The organism is Mesorhizobium alhagi CCNWXJ12-2, assembly GCF_000236565.1.
Taxonomy (GTDB): domain Bacteria; phylum Pseudomonadota; class Alphaproteobacteria; order Rhizobiales; family Rhizobiaceae; genus Allomesorhizobium; species Allomesorhizobium alhagi.
Genome location: NZ_AHAM01000133.1, coordinates 35,569 through 51,727, shown reverse-complemented (window position 1 = coordinate 51,727; position 16,159 = coordinate 35,569). Strand labels below are relative to the sequence as shown.

Here is a 16,159-nt window from a genome sequence, read left to right as displayed (position 1 = left end):
TGTCCATGGAATGTACATGGAGCGGGGCGCGTGACCGGTCGACCGGGCGACAGACACCGGCGGGGCGCGGAAGCTGCGCCACGTAAATAAAGTTAGGAAGGCAAGGCCAAGCGCCCCGCTTCCCGACTACTCCTCGCGAATGAGGAGTGTTCTTCGACAATGGCCAGACGGTGAAAACCGGGCGTGGCGATGATGAAGCGCGCCTCCACCTTCTCCCCTTGTGGGAGAAGGTGGAATGGTGCGAAGCGCCAAGACGGATGAGGGGTGTTGGAAGGAATGAGGCAGGGGAAAATGGAGCTTCAACGGTATCGACCGGGAGGCTCGAGATCACCAGAATGGGCACTCCGTCCAACACCCCTCATCCGACCTCCCTTCGACAAGCTCAGGGTCGGCCACCTTCTCCCACAAGGGGAGAAGGGAGAAGCCGCAGCGACCCTCCCGATCCCCTTCCAAAATAATTCTTCCCACCACCCCAAGGAACGCCGCAATCGTTTCGTCCACCATGCGATGATGGCGATGATGCTGGAACAAAGCGAAGAAGCCTCCGACCAGGAACTGATCGGGCGGGCAGGGGACGGCGACAAGGCGGCTTTCGGCCAATTGGTCGAACGGCACTATGATTTTGTCTATCGCGTCGCCTACCGCTGGTGTGGCCGAAAGGCCGACGCCGAGGACATCGCGCAGGAAGTCTGCGCGCGGCTCGGCCGGACGATCCGCTCCTATCGCGGCGGGGCCGCGTTCACGACATGGCTCTATGCCCTGACGCTGAACGCCGGCCGCGACATGATGCGCAAGAGCGCTCGCGAGGCGGTGAAGGTGCAGGCCTTCGGCGTCCATATGCTGATTGGCGGCGAAGCGGTCCCGGAGCCCGACGGTCAGGCCGAGCGGCTCTGGGCGGCGGTGCGCGAACTGCCTGACAAGCAGCGCGACGCGGTGCTGCTCGTCTATGGCGAAGGGCTCAGCCACGCCGCGGCGGCCGACGCTATGGCCTGCGCGGAGGCGACGGTTTCCTGGCACATCCATGAAGCGAAGAAACGGCTGAAGCTGCTCACGCGCTCGGCCGGGGAAGTGTGACCATGGCGAATAACGACGAACTCGACATGCTGCGGACGATTTCCGCGCCGCCTCCCGGCCGCGACGCGAAGTCGCGCGCGCTGCAGGCGGCGCTCGCCGCTTACGATCTCGAAAATTCTTCCCCCGCCGGCCAAGGATCGCGGCCGGGTCTTCGTCTCACCGACCGGATACAACAACTCTGGAGTGGGATGATGCAGAAGAAGCTCTACGCAGCGCCGGCGCTGGCGACTTTGGTCGCCCTGCCGGTCGCCGGCTACGCCACATTCTATCTGATGGACCGTCCGCAATCGCCCTTCGTGTTCGGCACGGACCGCGAGGTGACCGAGGCGCCGGCGGCACGCCCGGCGACGCCGCGCGAACGGCACGAGGCCGACGCCGAGAGTGGAGCCGCTCGCTTGTATGCCGAACCGAAATCCGCGCCGGCTGTCGCCCAACGGCAGGACAAGAGCGCCACGGCAATGCCAGCGCCTGCGGCCGAGAGCGTCGCCCCAATGAGCGGCGCGGTCGGCTTTGCCGGCAACTACCGATCGAAGCCCGACCGGATGGTGTACGCGCCGGCCGACGCAATCATGCCGATGGAGGAATCCAATGACCGCGTCCAGGAATTCGAGACCAACCCGGTCCGCTCCGCGCTGGAAACCCCAGTCTCGACCTTTTCCGTCGACGTCGACACCGCGTCCTATTCCTTCGTCCGGCGTTCGCTGAAGGAAGGCGTCCTGCCGCAGCCCGACACGGTTCGCGTCGAGGAGATGATCAACTATTTTCCCTATGACTGGAAAGGGCCGGAGACCGCCGAAACCCCGTTCAACCCGACGGTCACCGTCATGCCGACGCCGTGGAACGACCACACCAGGCTGATGCATGTCGCGATCAAGGGCTTCGACGTGAAGCCTGCCGAGCAGCCCAGGGCCAATCTGGTTTTCCTCATCGACGTGTCCGGTTCGATGAACGAACAGGACAAGCTGCCGCTGCTCCGTTCCGCCTTCCGGCTTCTGGTCGGCAAACTCAAGCCCGACGATACCGTCTCGATCGTGACCTATGCGGGCGCGGCCGGAACGGTGCTGGAGCCGACCAGGGTGTCCGAACGCGACAAGATCCTTCAGGCGATCGACACGCTGACGCCCGGCGGCTCGACCGCCGGCGAGGCAGGCATCAAGGAAGCATATCGGTTGGCGGAAAAATCCTTCGTCGAAGGCGGTGTCAACCGCGTCATGCTCGCCACCGACGGCGACTTCAATGTCGGCCAGAGCGATGATGGCAAGTTGAAGCGGCTGATCGAGGAAAAGCGCGAGAGCGGCGTGTTCCTGTCCGTGTTCGGTTTTGGCCGCGGCAATCTCAACGATCAGACGATGCAGACCATCGCCCAGAACGGCAACGGCACCGCGGCCTATATCGACACGCTCGCCGAAGCCCAGAAGGTCCTGGTGCAGGATGCCTCCTCGACGCTGTTCCCGATCGCCAAGGATGTGAAAATCCAGGTCGAGTTCAATCCGGAAAAAGTCTCGGAATACAGGCTGATCGGCTACGAAACCCGGGCGCTGAAGCGCGAGGATTTCAACAATGACCGCGTCGACGCCGGCGAGATCGGCTCCGGCCATTCCGTGACCGCGATCTACGAGATCACGCCGAAGGGCAGCCCGGCAGTGATGATCGACGATCTGCGCTACGGCTCGGCGGCGGCCGATCATTCGCCCCGCGTCCAAAATGCCGGTGAATATGCCTTCGTGAAGATCCGCTACAAGCTGCCGGACGGCGACGTGTCGAAGCTGATCACGACGCCGGTGACGGCAGCAAACGAGGCGGCGTCGCTCGCCGCCGTCAGCGACGACCAGCGCTTCTCGGTTGCGGTCGCAGCCTTCGGCCAGAAGCTGCGCAACGCCGACCAGACGGAAAAGCTGGGCTACGACAGGATCATCGAAATCGCCGCCGCCGCCCGTGGAGCCGATCCTTATGGCTACAGGTCGGAATTCCTCTCGCTGGTGCGCCTCGCCTCGGCGCTGGACAGCGGCAAGCGGTAGCGGCGATAACGGCCGGTTCCCTTCAGACGGCGTCCTTCTGATACGGGGAACTGACCGATGGGCGGGCGAGGCAGGCCGGCGAGGACGTTTGTTCCCGCCGGCCTTTCGTGCGGAGCCGCGATTTTGTCCACCCATATGGGCCTTGTGATATTCTCTGGCCTCGGCATGCGGGAGAAATTGCGGATGAACTGGCGAAAAAAGGGCCTTCCGAGTTCGGGTACTGGTCACGATCGAATGGATTTCCATCGTGATCCTGTAGTCATGGGCCCGCATTCCGTGTTCCGCAGACAAATGGCCGGTACAAGTCAAACGAACAGGCAAGTCCATGTCGAACCGTGCGCTTGACGAATGGGATATCGCGCGGACCGGGCTGCGCTCGATATCCGCTGCCGAGATCAAGACCTTCTGGAACGGCTACATCGCCCACCGGAAGGACGTCCGGATCGAGCATGGCAGCCTCTATTCGCGTTGGCGGCGGGTGTCGGACGATCTCGTCCTCTCGCTGTACCTGACGAATCGAAGCGTTGGCCTGTTCGTCAGGGGACAGCGCGGGGAACGCTTTGCGACAACGGCGAACCGGCTAGAAGCCTATGAGCCGGATCTCGGCCTGGCTTTGGATGCCAGCCTGCGCGGCTATGAGGGCTGCTGCTACCTCACCAACCTGCCGCACCCTGTCACCGATCCTGCAAGCTGGCCGCGTGCCTACGCGTGGCTGGAAGAACGCGAACAGCACTACCACCGCGTGCTCATCGAAGCGGTGCGCGGTGGCTAACGAGGAGGGACCCGGGTCCGGACCGGTATCAGGCCCGTGCGCGGCGGCGCTCGCGGCGGGCGTCGCTGGTCTCCCCGGTGCCGCCACTCTGGCTCGCCTGCTTGTTGCGCATCGGTCCGATGCGCTCGACGATCGTCTCCACCGTCGGGCGGGCCGATTTGCGGTGCGCGTCGAGCGCATGGCGCATCGCCGCAAGATGCTGGAACGAGGTGCCGCAGCAGCCGCCGACAATCTTGGCGCCGCCGTCAACCGCCAGCCTGACATAGTCGGCCATCAGTTCGGGCGTTCCGGAATAGTGGATTTCGGTGCCGCGGAATTCCGGGATGCCGCAATTGCCCTTGACGATCACCGTCGCCTCCGGCTTCGCGCCGGTCATATCCAGCAGCGACGACAGGATGTCGGACGCGCCGACGCCGCAATTGGCGCCGACCGCGACCGGCTTTTCGGGAAGCCCTTCAGTGACGCCGTGAATGTCTTTCGGCGCAAGCCCCATCATCGAGCGGCCGGCGGTGTCGAAGGAAACGGTGTAGGTGTAGGGCAGGCCGGCATCGATCGCCGCCTGGGCGGCGGCCTTGGCTTCGTCGGGCGCGGACATGGTTTCGATCCAGGCGACTTCCGCGCCGCCTTCCTTCAAGCCTCTGATCTGCTCTGCGAAGGCGTCAACCGCCTCGTCATAGGTCATCGCGCCGAGCGGCTGGAGCAGTTCGCCGGTCGGGCCGACGGAGCCCGCGACGATGACCTTGCGCCCGGCCCTGTCGGCGACGCTTCGTGCAATCTCGGCCGCACGCTTGTTCAACTCGTGCACACGGTCCTGCGCATGATGCAGCTTCAGCCGGTGGCGCGTGCCGCCGAACGAATTGGTGAGGATGATGTCGGCGCCGGCATCGACGAAATTCTGGTGCAGCGCCGTGATCTTCTCCGGAGCGGTCTCGTTCCAGAGTTCCGGCGCCTCGCCGGCTTCCAGGCCCATGCCGAACAGATTTGTGCCCGTCGCGCCATCCGCGAGCAGGACGCCCTTTTCGGCCAGCAGCGCGTCGATCGGATTGGTCATGGTGAAATCGCCTTTGAGTACTTCCAGAAGGATAACGATATAAACAAGTCTTTATGTCTAGTCAATGGAGAGCATGCTCTCCTATGCTGCCGAAAGCGCCGTTTTCGAGAGGTTCCGGGCGAACGCCGCAGCCTCATGCGCATTGATTTCGGCGGCGCGGATGAGGTCGTCGAAATGCCGGGTCAGCGCCCGGACCGGCTGGGTGGCGTTCAGCACGATATACATGTCGCCTGCATAGATCGCTGCGCGGTACGGCCCGAAGATCGTATAGGGCACGGAATAGCGCATGCGTCCATCGTAGAGGAACAGGCGGAAAGTCGGGTAGAGGTCGTCGAGCAGGGTCGCCATGTGCTCGAGTTGCTCGCGTCGCGCCTCGTCGGGAAATCCGTCCCACACGCCGAGCCCGCGAGCGAAGATCTCCAGAGTATGCCGCGGCATACAGACCTCCATGTCGGTCTCGGGCCGGCGGTTGTAGTCGATGCGGTACTGCGTTTCGTCGGCCTGGGCTTCCCGGCTTCTGTTGGAGATGTCCGATTCGTAGTCGATCAACGCCTCGGTGCGCAGGAGATCAGGTATGCCGGCCGGCACATAACGGATCTTGGTGCCCGCGGCTTCGCCATGCCATTTGGCCAGCAACGTCCGGTCGAAGCCGCCATAGGCCTCCTCGATTTCGAGGCTGGCGCGGATTTCACCGGTGAGCGCTTCGTCCTGGCTAAGGCCCATCAGCCAGTCGAGCGAAACACGGTGCTCGGCCGCGATCGTCAGCAGCGTCTCGGCGCGGGGAAGGCGGGTGGTGGCGCCGGAAAGCAGTTGCGACAGCGCCGAGCGGTCGATGCCGACCGATTCGGCGAAGGCCGATTGATTGAGCCCCGCGCGCTGAACGAGTGTTTTGAGGCGCTGGCGGAACACCCCTGACAAATCGCGCTTATCCAATTTCGCCTCCCGATCGGGTTAAAAATTCCTCGCAGGGGACACGTATGGACCTGAAGAGGAACGAAAATTCAAACATTTGTTTACAATACATAACATGTGCTGCTGAAGATGCGCAATATAAACATTATGTGCGCATTGTCTCGTTGAAGCTTGCCGGCCCTGCTGACAACTTCGTGTCAGGAGTGATTTGCACTCCGGCGACTGAGGTAGTGATCGAGAGCATGGCGAGAATTGCGGGCAAGCGGCGAAGCGGGGCGCCGGTCATTGAATGGCCGACGGTGGGGCTGATCGCTGCAACCTATGCCTCCTGGGCGGGGGCGGCGTTCTTCCTGTGGCCGGCATATCCAGTCGTCTCCCTTTTGGTGCTTGGCGTGCTTCTGGCGATGCAGTCGTCCTTGATGCATGAAGCCGCTCACGGCCATCCGACCCGAAAACTCTGGATCAACGAAGCGCTGATCGGTCTGCCGATCGGGCTGGTCTATCCGTTCCGGCGTTTCCGGGCGCTGCACCTGCGCCACCATGCCGACGAGAGCCTGACCGATCCGTTCGACGATCCCGAAAGCTACTATCGCGCCCTCTGGCAATACCGGGAACTGCCGGCGGCGCTGAAGACGTTGCTCGCCGTGAACAACACGATGGCCGGGCGGTTCGTGCTTGGACCGGTGCTCGGCACGGCAGGTTTCCTGCTATCGGAAGCAAAACTGATCGCCGACGGCGACCGTGCGGCGCGCAAGGCCTGGCTGCTGCATGCGGCCGGCCTGGCGATCGTGCTGCCGACAATCGTCTTCGTATTCGCCATACCGCTCTGGCTCTACATACTGGTGCCGGTCTGGCTCGGACAGTCCTTCATCTCGATGCGCACCTTCGCCGAGCACCAATGGTCGGAGCGGCCGGACGGGCGCACGATCATTGTCGAACGCTCACCGCTCGCCTTCCTGTTCCTCAACAACAATCTGCATCTCGTGCATCACAAAAGCCCGACCGTGGCATGGTATCGGCTGCCGAAGCTATTTGCCGAACGCCGCGAGGAATGGATTGCGATGAACAGGGGATACGTGTTCCCGAACTATCTGGCGCTGATGAAGGAGTTCGCCTTCCGCGCCAAGGAGCCGGTCGTCCATCCGGTGCTGCGCCGCGCGCCGGAAGCTGGCCGCGCCTTCAAGCCGCGCGTTCGCGGCCGCTCCGTACATGGCCTTGGCACCGTTCCCGTGCCGGCCGAGCCGCCGAAGGAATGAGTGGCGATAGCTTGCATCAGCCTAATTCATCGGTCGATATGCGCGCATGAGTGAATTCATAGCCGCCTTGCCGATGTATGACTGGCCCGAAAGCGGGGCCGAAACCGATGCCGAATGGGCGCGGCTGCGCGATGCGTTTCGGGTCGCAGGCGGGGATGCGCCGGAAAGGCTGGTTCGCAGCAATGCGGATCTGCCGTCTGTGCCCGGCGGCCTACTTGGCGCGGACGGTGAGGTCATCATGCCCGATCCGGCAAGCCTGCCGCCCCATGAATTCGACTTCCGCGCCGTCTGGCTCCACCCGCAACTGCTTTTCGCCCAGACCTGCTGGGGGCCGATGGAGCAGGGGTTGTCGCGCCATGTGCAGGTTATCGGCCAGCCGAGCTATGACGGGTTCGAAGGCGGGCAGGGCGAGTTGTATTCGAGCGCGATCCTGATGCGGCGGAGTGAAGGGCAGGCGCACGCATCGCCCGCAGCCGGCGGCCGCGCCGCCATTCCACTCGATCTGCTGCGCAACCGGTGCTTCGCCTTCAATAGCAGCGACTCCATGTCGGGCATCATCGCGATCACGCGCGATCTGGAGGCGATGGGCGAAAACCTCGGCATCTTCTCTGAGCGCCTGGAAACGAAAGGCCATCGCGATTCGATCGTCGCTGTCGCCGAGGGCCGGGCAGATGTCTGCGCAATTGATTGCCGAACCTGGGCGATGGCCCAGCGTTTCGAGCGGGCCGCTCGGGACGTCCAGGTCATCGGCTGGACGAAGCGGCGCAAGGGCTTGCCTTACATCACCGCGGCAGGTGTTTCCAACGATCTTCTGGCAAGGCTCCGGGCCGCGCTGGCCAGCGTCGATCAGTTGGCGACAAGCCTCGCATCTAGCGGATAGCGCGAAAGCTGCTCGGAGCCGGTTTCGGTGATCAGCACCTGCTCCTCGAGCTTGACGCCTTCGCGCCCACCGAGCCGCCCGGTATAGCTTTCGACGCACAGAACCATGCCAGGCATAAGGACGTCGTCGGGCGTATCCTCCTTCCAGTCGACGCGGTGTGGAATACCTGGATACTCGTCCGCCAGGCCGACGCCATGATAGAGCGAGCCATAGCGGTTTGGCATGCAGTCCTCGGGCGGATGCCGCGCGGTGTCGGACAGTTCCTTCAGTGTCACGCCCGGCCTCAGCAGTTCGCGGTTTGCGGCGATCTGGTCGGCGGCGATGCGGTACAGGTCACGCTGCTCGTCGGACGGAGCGCCGTCGCCACAGAGCCATGTGCGCGAGATGTCGGCGCAAAACCCGTAGGGGCCGATGAGATCAGTGTCGAATGACACGAGATCTCCATCCTCGATTATGCGCGACGAGCACTCCTGGAACCACGGGTTTGTGCGCGGGCCGGAGGCAAGCAGACGCGTTTCTATCCACTCGCCGCCGCGCACGATGTTGCCGCGATGAAGTTCCGCCCATAACTCGTTTTCGGAGATTTCCGGCTTCAGCGCAGACTCCATTTCAGCCATTGCTGCCTCGCAGGCGGCGATCGAGCGACGCATGCCCAGAAGCTCGTCCGGCGATTTGATCATGCGGGCGCGTTCCATGATCCGCTCGCCATTGTGGACGGATATGCCATGCCGCGCGAGTTCCGCCACCGGTTCTGCGTCGATGTGGTCGACCGCGAGCCGCCGGTTGCCGCCGCCGTGCTCGGCCAAAAGGTCGACGATGCCCAATGCCCAGCGTTCAACGCGTCTGGGCACGAGTTCGCCACCATAGAAATAGATCCAGGAGACGGCGGGCCGAACCTCGTCCACTACGCCCGCGTGATCGGAGAGATGCTCGCAATGATGATAATCGAAGAGGATGATCGGGCCATCGGTGGCGACAAAACAGTAGCGAGTGGCGTTGTGTGTCACCCAGACCTGCATGTTGGTCGCGTCCGTGACATAGCGGATATTGATCGGATCGTAGAGCAGGACGCCCGCATAGTCGCGCCGTCTCAACTCGGCGCGGATGCGCTCCAGCCGGTATTTTCGCATGGCAGGCAGGTCGGGGGCTGGTAGGCCCGCCGCCGCCCATTCGGTTTCGGCCAGCACGCCATAGCCGAGAATATGCTGGTTCAGGGCGGCTGCTTTTTGCCGGGATTGCGTCTGCAACACATCGAGCGCTGCCGCATCGAACGGCATGATCTTACGGTGGCGACCGAAGGTACCTTTGGGAGCATTTTCCATGTCGCTCGGGACCTGAGGGATCGTGAGGGTAACGCTTACGTCCGCATCTTCTCGCCGCTCGGGTCGAAGGGCGGCGCAATGTTGATGCGGGCGGGGCGGCGGCGCCCCAGGATCTCGATCTCGAACAGGCCGTCGCTCTCGTTCTGGGCGAGGGCGGCCGGCACATAGCCCTGCGCCATCGACTTCTGGACGTAATGCGCGTAGCCGCCGGATGTGACCCAGCCGACAACTCGCCACTCGCCGTCGACGATGCCGCGAATGCCGGAAGAATCATTAGCGGCCATCGAACCGCGCACTTCCTTGCCCGAGCCGTCAAAGCGCGGCGCGCCGAAGCCGTGCGGCTTCTCGACGGTGCCATAGTCGGTCGAAACCTTCGCCCAGATTGGCTCATCGCCCATCACATCGGCGTCGATCGCATCGACCATGAACGAAACGCGGCGCAGCTTCGGGCCTTCCACCTGTTCCTTTGCCGCTTGCTCGCGTCCGATGAAATCGTTCTTGTCCAGCTTGATGAAGCGATCCATCGACCCTTCGAACACGCCGTAGATTGGCCGCAACTCGCGGAACCATGTCGGGAAGTTCTTCTCGAGCCGCATCGACAGCAGCGCGCGCATGCCGAAATCGACGATCCCGAACTCCTCGCCCGCCTGCTTGATTGCTGCATAGACCAGCCGCTGATAGGCCGGCGCCATCCAGATTTCGTAACCGAGATCGCCGGTATAGGTGACGCGGTTGACCATGCAGGGCGCGCCGCCGACAGCCATCTCGCGGAAATCCATGAAGCGGAACGCCTTGTTCGAGACATCGGCATCGACCAGCTTGGTCAAAAGGTCGCGCGAGCGTGGGCCGGCGATCGACAGGCCGACCAGCGTCTGGTCGAAGCGGTGCAACCGGACCGAGCCGTCCTTGGGCAAATGCCTTTCGAACCAGCGCATGTGGTATTTCTGTGCGGCGGAAGAACCAAAGATCATGAAACGCTCTTCGGCCGCCTTGGCGATGGTGAAGTCGCCGATCAGCTTGCCGAACTCATTCAGCATCGGCGTCAGCACGATGCGCCCGGCCTTCGGCATGCGGTTGGTCATCAGCCGGTTGAGGAAATCCTCCGCGCCCGGCCCGGCGACTTCGTATTTCGCGAAATTGGCGATTTCCGTGACGCCGACGCGCTCACGCGTCGCGCGCACTTCATTGCCGATATGCTCGAAATCGTTGGAGCGGTGGAAGGAAACGATGTCCTCGGGTTCCGTGCCCTTCGGCGCGAACCAGAGTGGGGTTTCAAGGCCCCAACTGTCGCCCATGACGGCGTTGTTGGCCACCATCATGTCGTAGAGCGGCGTCGTCTGCGCCGGTCTTGCCGCCGGCAGTTCCTCGTTGGGAAAGCGTATGGAGAAGCGGCGCGAATAGTTTTCCCGGACCTTGGCATTGGTGTAGCGCAGCGTCGCCCATTCGCCGAAGCGGGCAACGTCCATGCCCCAGACGTCGAAGCCGGGGTCGCCATGCACCATCCAGTTGGACAGGGCCAGGCCGACGCCTCCGCCCTGCGAAAAGCCAGCCATGACCGCGCAAGCCGTCCAGTAATTGGTCAGGCCCTGCACAGGACCGACCAACGGGTTGCCGTCAGGCGCGAAAGTGAACGGGCCGTTGATGATCTGCTTGATGCCGGCTTTTTCGATGCCCGGAAAATGGCGGAAGCCGACTTCCAGCGACGGCGCGATGCGGTCTAGGTCCGGCGCCAGCAGTTCGTGGCCAAAACTCCACGGCGTCTCCACCGGCGACCACGGCTTGGCCGCCTTCTCGTAGGTGCCGAGCAGCACGCCATTGCGCTCCTGCCGGGTATAGATTTCGCCCTTGAAATCGATGACGCCGATCATCTCGCGACCGGTCGAGCGGTTGAATTCCTCGACCTCGGGCATAGGCTCGGTCAGGAGGTACATGTGCTCCATGGCCAGAACCGGCAGCTCCAGCCCGGCCATGCGGCCGATCTCGCGCGCCCACAGGCCGCCGCAGTTCACGACATGCTCGGCCTTCACCGTGCCCTGTTCGGTGACGACGTTCCAGGTGCCGTCGACCTCCTGCGTCAGTTCGACGACGCGGTTGCGCAGCACGATTTCCGCGCCGAGCTTTTTTGCGGCCTTGGCGTAGGCATGGGTGGTGCCCGACGGGTCGAGATGGCCCTCGACCGGATCCCACATGGCGCCGACGAAATTCGTCTCGTCCATCAGCGGGAACATCGCCTTGGCCTCGGACGGCGTGATCAACTCGGTCTCCATGCCGAGATAGCGGCCCTTGGCGTGGGTGAGGCGCAGGAAGTCCATGCGCTCGGGCGTATCCGCCATCATCACGCCGCCGGTCAGGTGCAGGCCGCAGGACTGGCCGGAAATCTCCTCCAGTTCCTTGTAGAGCTGCACGGTGTAGGCCTGGAGCTTGGCGACGTTGGGATCACCGTTCAGCGTGTGGAAGCCGCCGGCGGCATGCCAAGACGAACCCGAGGTCAACTCGGAGCGCTCGATCAGCATGACGTCCGTCCAGCCGGCCCTCGCCAGATGGAAGAGAACCGAAGCGCCGACGACGCCGCCGCCGATGACAACCGCTTTTGCGTGGGATTTCATGAAATTGCGTCCGTTTGTGCGTAAATCGAGTCAGGAATGGAAGCGGCGTCAGGCGGCGGCGATGGCTTCGATCTCCAGAAGCCATTTCTCGTCGAAGATGCCGGTGATGATCGTTGTCAGCCCGATCTGCCTGCCTTGAAGCACCTCCTGCCGGACTTTGCGGTAATCGGCAGTGTACTTGCGGTCGGAAAGGAAAATCGTGACCTTGACCAGATTGTCGAGTGTCATATCGGCGGCGTGCAATTGAGCGATCACGTTTTCCCAGACGAGGCGCGCCTGGTCCTCGAATCGCTCCGGCACGCTACCGTCAGCAGCCTGAGGAATCTGGCCGCTGATGTAGAGCGTACGCGTCGCGCCGGTCACTTCCATCGCCTGGACATAACCGCCGAGCGGTTGCGGCGCGTCAGGCGCGTTGATGGGCTTCATCTTCATTTCAAACCTCAAAAATCCGTCGGTGCGCCGCCTTCGAGCCGGCGCTTTTCGACGAAGGCGTCCAGTTCTTCGGCGATTGCCGGGTCCATGTGGGGTTTTTCGTAGGTCGCCAGCCGCTCTTTCCAGACGCGGTTGGCTTTTTCGACGGCCGTCGGGCTGCCGGCTTCCGCCCATGTCTCGAAATTGCGCCAGTCGGAAACAATCGGCGAATAAAAAGCAGTCTTGTAGCGGTTCTGCGTATGCTGGGTGCCGAAGAAATGGCCGCCCGGCCCGACGTCGCGGATCGCCTCGAAGCCGAGCGCGTCATCGGACAGATCGAGTGGCGTGAGGAACTCGGCGACCATCTGCAGCATGTCGATGTCGAGGATGGTCTTCTCGTAGGAGCAGCGCAGCCCGCCTTCGAGCCAGCCCGCGGCGTGCATCATCATATTCCCACCGCCCTGAATCGCGCCCCACAGCGAGAACACGCTCTCATAGGCCGCCTGCGCGTCGACAGTGTTGGCGGCGCAGGTGTTCGAGGTGCGGTAGGGGACGTTGTAGCGGCGGGCGAGCTGGCCGCCGATCAATTGCGCCTTCATGTATTCCGGCGTGCCAAAGGCAGGCGCGCCCGATTTCATATCGACATTGGAGGTGAAGCCGCCATAGGCGACCGGGGCGCCCTTGCGCACCATCTGCGAAAACGCGATGCCCGCGAGCGCCTCGGCATTCTGCTGCACCAGCGCGCCGGCGATCGTCACAGGCGCCATAGCGCCCGAGAGCGTAAACGGCGTGACAACCACGACCTGGCCCGCCGAGGACATCTGGATGATGCCTTCCATCATCGGCACGTCGAGCTTCAGCGGCGAATTGGTGTTGATGATGGTGAAGACCGAGGGCTCGTCGAGCATCTGTTCGCGGGAGATGCCGCGGGCGATGCGGGCGATCTCGATGCCGTCGACATTGCGCTCCTTACCCAGCGAATAGATGTGGAACGCCTTGTCGGTCAGCGTCGCGAGGTCGCGGATGCATTCGAGATGGCGCACCGAAGGGTGGATATCGATCGGCTCCACCGGATAGCCGCCCATGCAGTGGATGATGTTGTGCATCTGCGCCAGCCGCAGGAAATTCCGATAGTCGGCCTGATTTCCCGGTCGCCTGCCGCTGTCGATGTCCGAGCAGTTCGGCGCGGATGCCATCATCGCAATGGTCACGTTGTTGCCGCCGAAGCGCACATTGTGCGCCGGGTTGCGCGCATGGACGGTAAATTCCGAAGGGGCGTGTGCGATCAGTTCGAGGATCATGTCGCTGTCGAAATGAACCCGCTCAACACCCTCACGCACGGCCGCGCCATGCTCTTTCATGATTTTGCGTGCCCCTTCATGCAGCACGTCGACACCGATATCCCTCAGCACACGCAGCGATGCGACGTGGATGGATTCCAGTTCATCGTCGGAAACCAGCCTTGTCGGCGCGAACGGGATTTTCAGTTGCCGGAAAGGCGCCTGCTCGAAGGCCGAGGCCCCACCGGCGCGCTTTCCGGCGCGTCCGCCGTGGCGGGCGCGGCCGACGGGCGCCTGTTCGGCAGAGTGAAGGGCAGCGGTCATGGACTTCCTCGTGGCAATGCGGGATTTGGCCGGCATAATGGACCGGCGGTCCCGCCATCATTGCGGAGGCGGCGACCACTAGCGCGAGGGATGCGACATGCCGGAAGGGAAGCGAATCGCCCATGATGTTGTTGTCATCGGCCTGGGCGCGATGGGAAGTGCTGCCCTGTTCCACATTGCACGGCGGGGTAAGCGGGTTCTGGGGATCGAGCAGTTCGAACCCGGTCACGATCGCGGTTCGTCGCACGACGAGTCGCGGGCTATTCGACTCGGTTATTTCGAGCATCCCAGCTATGTACCGCTCGCCCGGCGCGCCTATGAGAACTGGCGCGAACTCGAGCAACTTGCCGGGGAAAAGGTGCTGACCGTCACCGGCGTGCTCGAAATCGGCAAGCCGGGCAGCGTCATTGTCGAGGGGTCGCTGGCGGCGAGCCGCCTGCACGGGCTGGAACACGAGGTGCTCGACGCAGGCGAGATTCGAAGACGTTATCGGGAATTCACGTTGCCGGGCGACTATTCGGCCGTGTGGCAGCCCGAGGGCGGCTTCCTGCGACCCGAACTCGCCAACGCACGGCATTTGGAGCTGGCGCGCGCGGCGGGCGCGGAAGTGCTGGAGAATACGCCTGTCCTCGGCGTCGAGCCGACCTCCGGAGGCGTGCGGATCGTGCTGCGGGACCGGACGATCGAGGCTGCAAGCGCGGTGATCGCCGCCGGCCCCTGGATCGGCGAACTGGTGCCCGAACTGAAGCCGCACCTGACGCTCAGCCGGCAGGTGCTTTGCTGGTTTGCGCCGCGCGACCCGGACGCCGTGCGCCTCGGCATGCTGCCGGTGTTCATCATCGACGGTGAGGACGACATCGCCTACGGCTTTCCGGATTTCCTGGGCAGCGGGTTCAAATGCGCCTCCCATCACGCAAGCGGGACTTGGTCGCGGGCCGATGAGGCCAAGCAGGATGCCGGCCCGGCCGACGAGAAGCGGATGCGTGACTTTCTCGAAACCTACCTGCCTGCAGCCGCAGGGCCGCTGAGAGATATGCGAACCTGCATCTACACCAAGACGCCGGATGAGGATTTCGTCATCGACCTTTCGCCTACCGACCCGCGTATCGTGATCGCGTCGCCCTGTTCGGGCCACGGCTACAAATTCGCGAGCGTCATCGGCGAGGTGCTGGCCGATCTGGCGATTGAGGGCGAAACGCGACACAACATCAGCCGTTTCGAGATCGGGCGGTTCGCCCGCTCGCCGTCCACTGCTTACCGCGGCTGAAGACCTGCCACCAATCGGCGCTTGCCGCGTTCAAACGTCGATGACGAGCAAGAGCCGCAGCAGCAGGAAAGGCGACGCTGAACTCCGCGTCGGTACGTCGGGCTGGCACTACGCGGACTGGTGGGGACCATTCTATCCGAAGGAGGTGAAGAAGAAGGACGCGCTCGCCTACTACGTCACGCAGTTCAACTCGACCGAACTCAACGCGCCATTCTATCGAACGCCGACCGAGAAGGCGGTCGTGAACTGGCGCGTTGCGGCGCCAGAGAGCTTTCGCTATGCTTGGAAGGCCTCGCGTTTCATCACACATTGGCGGCGGCTGAATGTCGACGAGAACTCGCTTCACCTGCTCACCTCGCGACTCGACCTGCTGGGCGACAAGCTCGGGCCGGTGCTGTTCCAGTTGCATCCGCAGATGAAGGCGGACCGGGAGCGGCTGGCGGCCTTCATCAAGCGCCTGCCGAAGAAATATTCCTGCAGCTTCGAGTTCCGCCATCCGAGCTGGTACGAGGAGCCCACCTTCGAGCTGCTGCGCGACCATGGCATGGCGCTGTGCATCTCCGACCATGCCTCGGCTCCGGCGCCGCTGGAAGTCACCGCCGACTGGGTTTACGTGCGCAATCATGGATCCAGCGGCCGCTACCATGGCTTCTATTCCGACGCAGCGCTGAAGAAATGGGCGAGGCACATCCGGAAGTGGCGCAAGGAGGGTCGCGACGTGTGGTGCTTCTTCGACAATGACGTGAAAAGCGCAGCACCCGCCGATGCGCAAAAGCTGCTTGCACTTCTGGGCAAGGGCTGAGCTCGCCTTCACCACAGCCGCTTGAACGGTTCGCACTCCTTCCGCTACAGTCTTGTCATGAGCCTTGCACGCTTTACCCAGGTGCGTTCGCAATTCGCTTCGGTTCCGTCGCGGCGAACGCTGCACGCCGAGCTGCTGCGGCTTTGCGCTCGCATCGGCTATTCGCCGCCTGCCTTCCGCTGAA

At 63.3% G+C, this 16,159-nt stretch carries 13 protein-coding genes; 7 read left to right on the top strand and 6 right to left on the bottom strand.

What is annotated here, in order from left to right; translation table 11 throughout:
• The first annotated feature begins 510 nt into the window (after positions 1 to 510).
• The 3 genes from MAXJ12_RS15680 to MAXJ12_RS15670 all read left to right on the top strand — a co-directional run bounded on the left by MAXJ12_RS15680 (position 511) and on the right by MAXJ12_RS15670 (position 3,864).
• Positions 511 to 1,074 (top strand): RNA polymerase sigma factor, encoded by a 564-nt coding sequence (locus MAXJ12_RS15680; protein WP_040586434.1) that lies wholly within the window; start codon positions 511 to 513, stop codon positions 1,072 to 1,074.
• A 2-nt stretch (positions 1,075 to 1,076) separates the two neighbouring features.
• On the top strand, positions 1,077 to 3,092 hold the full coding sequence (locus MAXJ12_RS15675; protein WP_008836892.1) for a vWA domain-containing protein: 2,016 nt from the start codon (positions 1,077 to 1,079) through the stop codon (positions 3,090 to 3,092).
• Between the two features lie 325 nt (positions 3,093 to 3,417).
• Positions 3,418 to 3,864, top strand: a complete 447-nt coding sequence (locus MAXJ12_RS15670) for a hypothetical protein (RefSeq protein WP_008836891.1) — start codon at positions 3,418 to 3,420, stop codon at positions 3,862 to 3,864.
• Between the two features lie 28 nt (positions 3,865 to 3,892).
• Here the strand turns inward: MAXJ12_RS15670 and bmt are convergent, their stop codons facing one another.
• Complete coding sequence (bmt, locus tag MAXJ12_RS15665; RefSeq protein WP_008836890.1) at positions 3,893 to 4,915, bottom strand: betaine--homocysteine S-methyltransferase; 1,023 nt, start codon at positions 4,913 to 4,915, stop codon at positions 3,893 to 3,895.
• An 81-nt stretch (positions 4,916 to 4,996) separates the two neighbouring features.
• Complete coding sequence (locus tag MAXJ12_RS15660) at positions 4,997 to 5,848, bottom strand: helix-turn-helix domain-containing protein (RefSeq protein ID WP_040586413.1); 852 nt, start codon at positions 5,846 to 5,848, stop codon at positions 4,997 to 4,999.
• Positions 5,849 to 6,069: 221 nt separating this feature from the next.
• On the opposite strand from MAXJ12_RS15660, the gene MAXJ12_RS15655 reads away from it, so the two are divergent.
• Both MAXJ12_RS15655 and MAXJ12_RS15650 read left to right on the top strand, forming a co-directional pair.
• Positions 6,070 to 7,083: a fatty acid desaturase gene (locus tag MAXJ12_RS15655; protein ID WP_040586432.1), complete on the top strand. Its 1,014-nt coding sequence runs from the start codon at positions 6,070 to 6,072 to the stop codon at positions 7,081 to 7,083.
• A 46-nt stretch (positions 7,084 to 7,129) separates the two neighbouring features.
• A complete protein-coding gene (locus MAXJ12_RS15650; protein ID WP_008836887.1) occupies positions 7,130 to 7,963 on the top strand; it encodes a PhnD/SsuA/transferrin family substrate-binding protein in 834 nt (277 codons plus the stop codon).
• On the opposite strand, the gene MAXJ12_RS15645 is transcribed toward MAXJ12_RS15650, so the two are convergent.
• Genes MAXJ12_RS15645 through MAXJ12_RS15630 form a run of 4 tightly spaced genes read right to left on the bottom strand, consistent with a single transcriptional unit; the run spans position 7,930 to position 13,906 of the window.
• Positions 7,930 to 9,285 carry a M24 family metallopeptidase gene (locus tag MAXJ12_RS15645; protein ID WP_008836886.1) on the bottom strand — a complete coding sequence of 452 codons (1,356 nt, stop codon included), beginning with the start codon at positions 9,283 to 9,285 and terminating at the stop codon, positions 7,930 to 7,932. The genes MAXJ12_RS15650 and MAXJ12_RS15645 overlap by 34 nt on opposite strands.
• 35 nt (positions 9,286 to 9,320) lie before the next feature.
• The gene (locus MAXJ12_RS15640; protein ID WP_008836885.1) at positions 9,321 to 11,891 is read right to left on the bottom strand and encodes a GcvT family protein; all 2,571 of its coding nucleotides are present in this window, start codon (positions 11,889 to 11,891) and stop codon (positions 9,321 to 9,323) included.
• 48 nt (positions 11,892 to 11,939) lie between these two features.
• Positions 11,940 to 12,323, bottom strand: coding sequence for a RidA family protein (locus MAXJ12_RS15635; protein WP_008836884.1), 384 nt, complete (start codon positions 12,321 to 12,323; stop codon positions 11,940 to 11,942).
• An 8-nt stretch (positions 12,324 to 12,331) separates the two neighbouring features.
• On the bottom strand, positions 12,332 to 13,906 hold the full coding sequence (locus tag MAXJ12_RS15630; RefSeq protein ID WP_008836883.1) for a trimethylamine methyltransferase family protein: 1,575 nt from the start codon (positions 13,904 to 13,906) through the stop codon (positions 12,332 to 12,334).
• A gap of 97 nt (positions 13,907 to 14,003) precedes the next feature.
• Here MAXJ12_RS15630 and solA point away from each other — a divergent pair, with 97 nt between their 5' ends.
• Positions 14,004 to 15,173 carry an N-methyl-L-tryptophan oxidase gene (gene solA / locus MAXJ12_RS15625; RefSeq protein WP_008836882.1) on the top strand — a complete coding sequence of 390 codons (1,170 nt, stop codon included), beginning with the start codon at positions 14,004 to 14,006 and terminating at the stop codon, positions 15,171 to 15,173.
• 40 nt (positions 15,174 to 15,213) lie between these two features.
• Positions 15,214 to 15,975, top strand: coding sequence for a DUF72 domain-containing protein (locus MAXJ12_RS15620; RefSeq protein WP_008836881.1), 762 nt, complete (start codon positions 15,214 to 15,216; stop codon positions 15,973 to 15,975).
• The last annotated feature ends 184 nt before the right edge of the window (positions 15,976 to 16,159 follow it).

Excerpts from the sequence above, each read along its gene's own strand:
- MAXJ12_RS15620 (WP_008836881.1), top strand. The coding sequence starts at position 15,214 with ATGACGAGCAAGAGCCGCAGCAGCAGGAAAGGCGACGCTGAACTCCGC.
- MAXJ12_RS15650 (WP_008836887.1), top strand. The coding sequence starts at position 7,130 with ATGAGTGAATTCATAGCCGCCTTGCCGATGTATGACTGGCCCGAAAGC.
- MAXJ12_RS15635 (WP_008836884.1), bottom strand. The coding sequence starts at position 12,323 with ATGAAGATGAAGCCCATCAACGCGCCTGACGCGCCGCAACCGCTCGGC.
- MAXJ12_RS15675 (WP_008836892.1), top strand. The coding sequence starts at position 1,077 with ATGGCGAATAACGACGAACTCGACATGCTGCGGACGATTTCCGCGCCG.
- MAXJ12_RS15670 (WP_008836891.1), top strand. The coding sequence starts at position 3,418 with ATGTCGAACCGTGCGCTTGACGAATGGGATATCGCGCGGACCGGGCTG.
- MAXJ12_RS15680 (WP_040586434.1), top strand. The coding sequence starts at position 511 with ATGGCGATGATGCTGGAACAAAGCGAAGAAGCCTCCGACCAGGAACTG.
- solA (WP_008836882.1), top strand. The coding sequence starts at position 14,004 with ATGCCGGAAGGGAAGCGAATCGCCCATGATGTTGTTGTCATCGGCCTG.
- MAXJ12_RS15630 (WP_008836883.1), bottom strand. The coding sequence starts at position 13,906 with ATGACCGCTGCCCTTCACTCTGCCGAACAGGCGCCCGTCGGCCGCGCC.
- MAXJ12_RS15645 (WP_008836886.1), bottom strand. The coding sequence starts at position 9,285 with ATGGAAAATGCTCCCAAAGGTACCTTCGGTCGCCACCGTAAGATCATG.
- bmt (WP_008836890.1), bottom strand. The coding sequence starts at position 4,915 with ATGACCAATCCGATCGACGCGCTGCTGGCCGAAAAGGGCGTCCTGCTC.
- MAXJ12_RS15640 (WP_008836885.1), bottom strand. The coding sequence starts at position 11,891 with ATGAAATCCCACGCAAAAGCGGTTGTCATCGGCGGCGGCGTCGTCGGC.
- MAXJ12_RS15655 (WP_040586432.1), top strand. The coding sequence starts at position 6,070 with ATGGCGAGAATTGCGGGCAAGCGGCGAAGCGGGGCGCCGGTCATTGAA.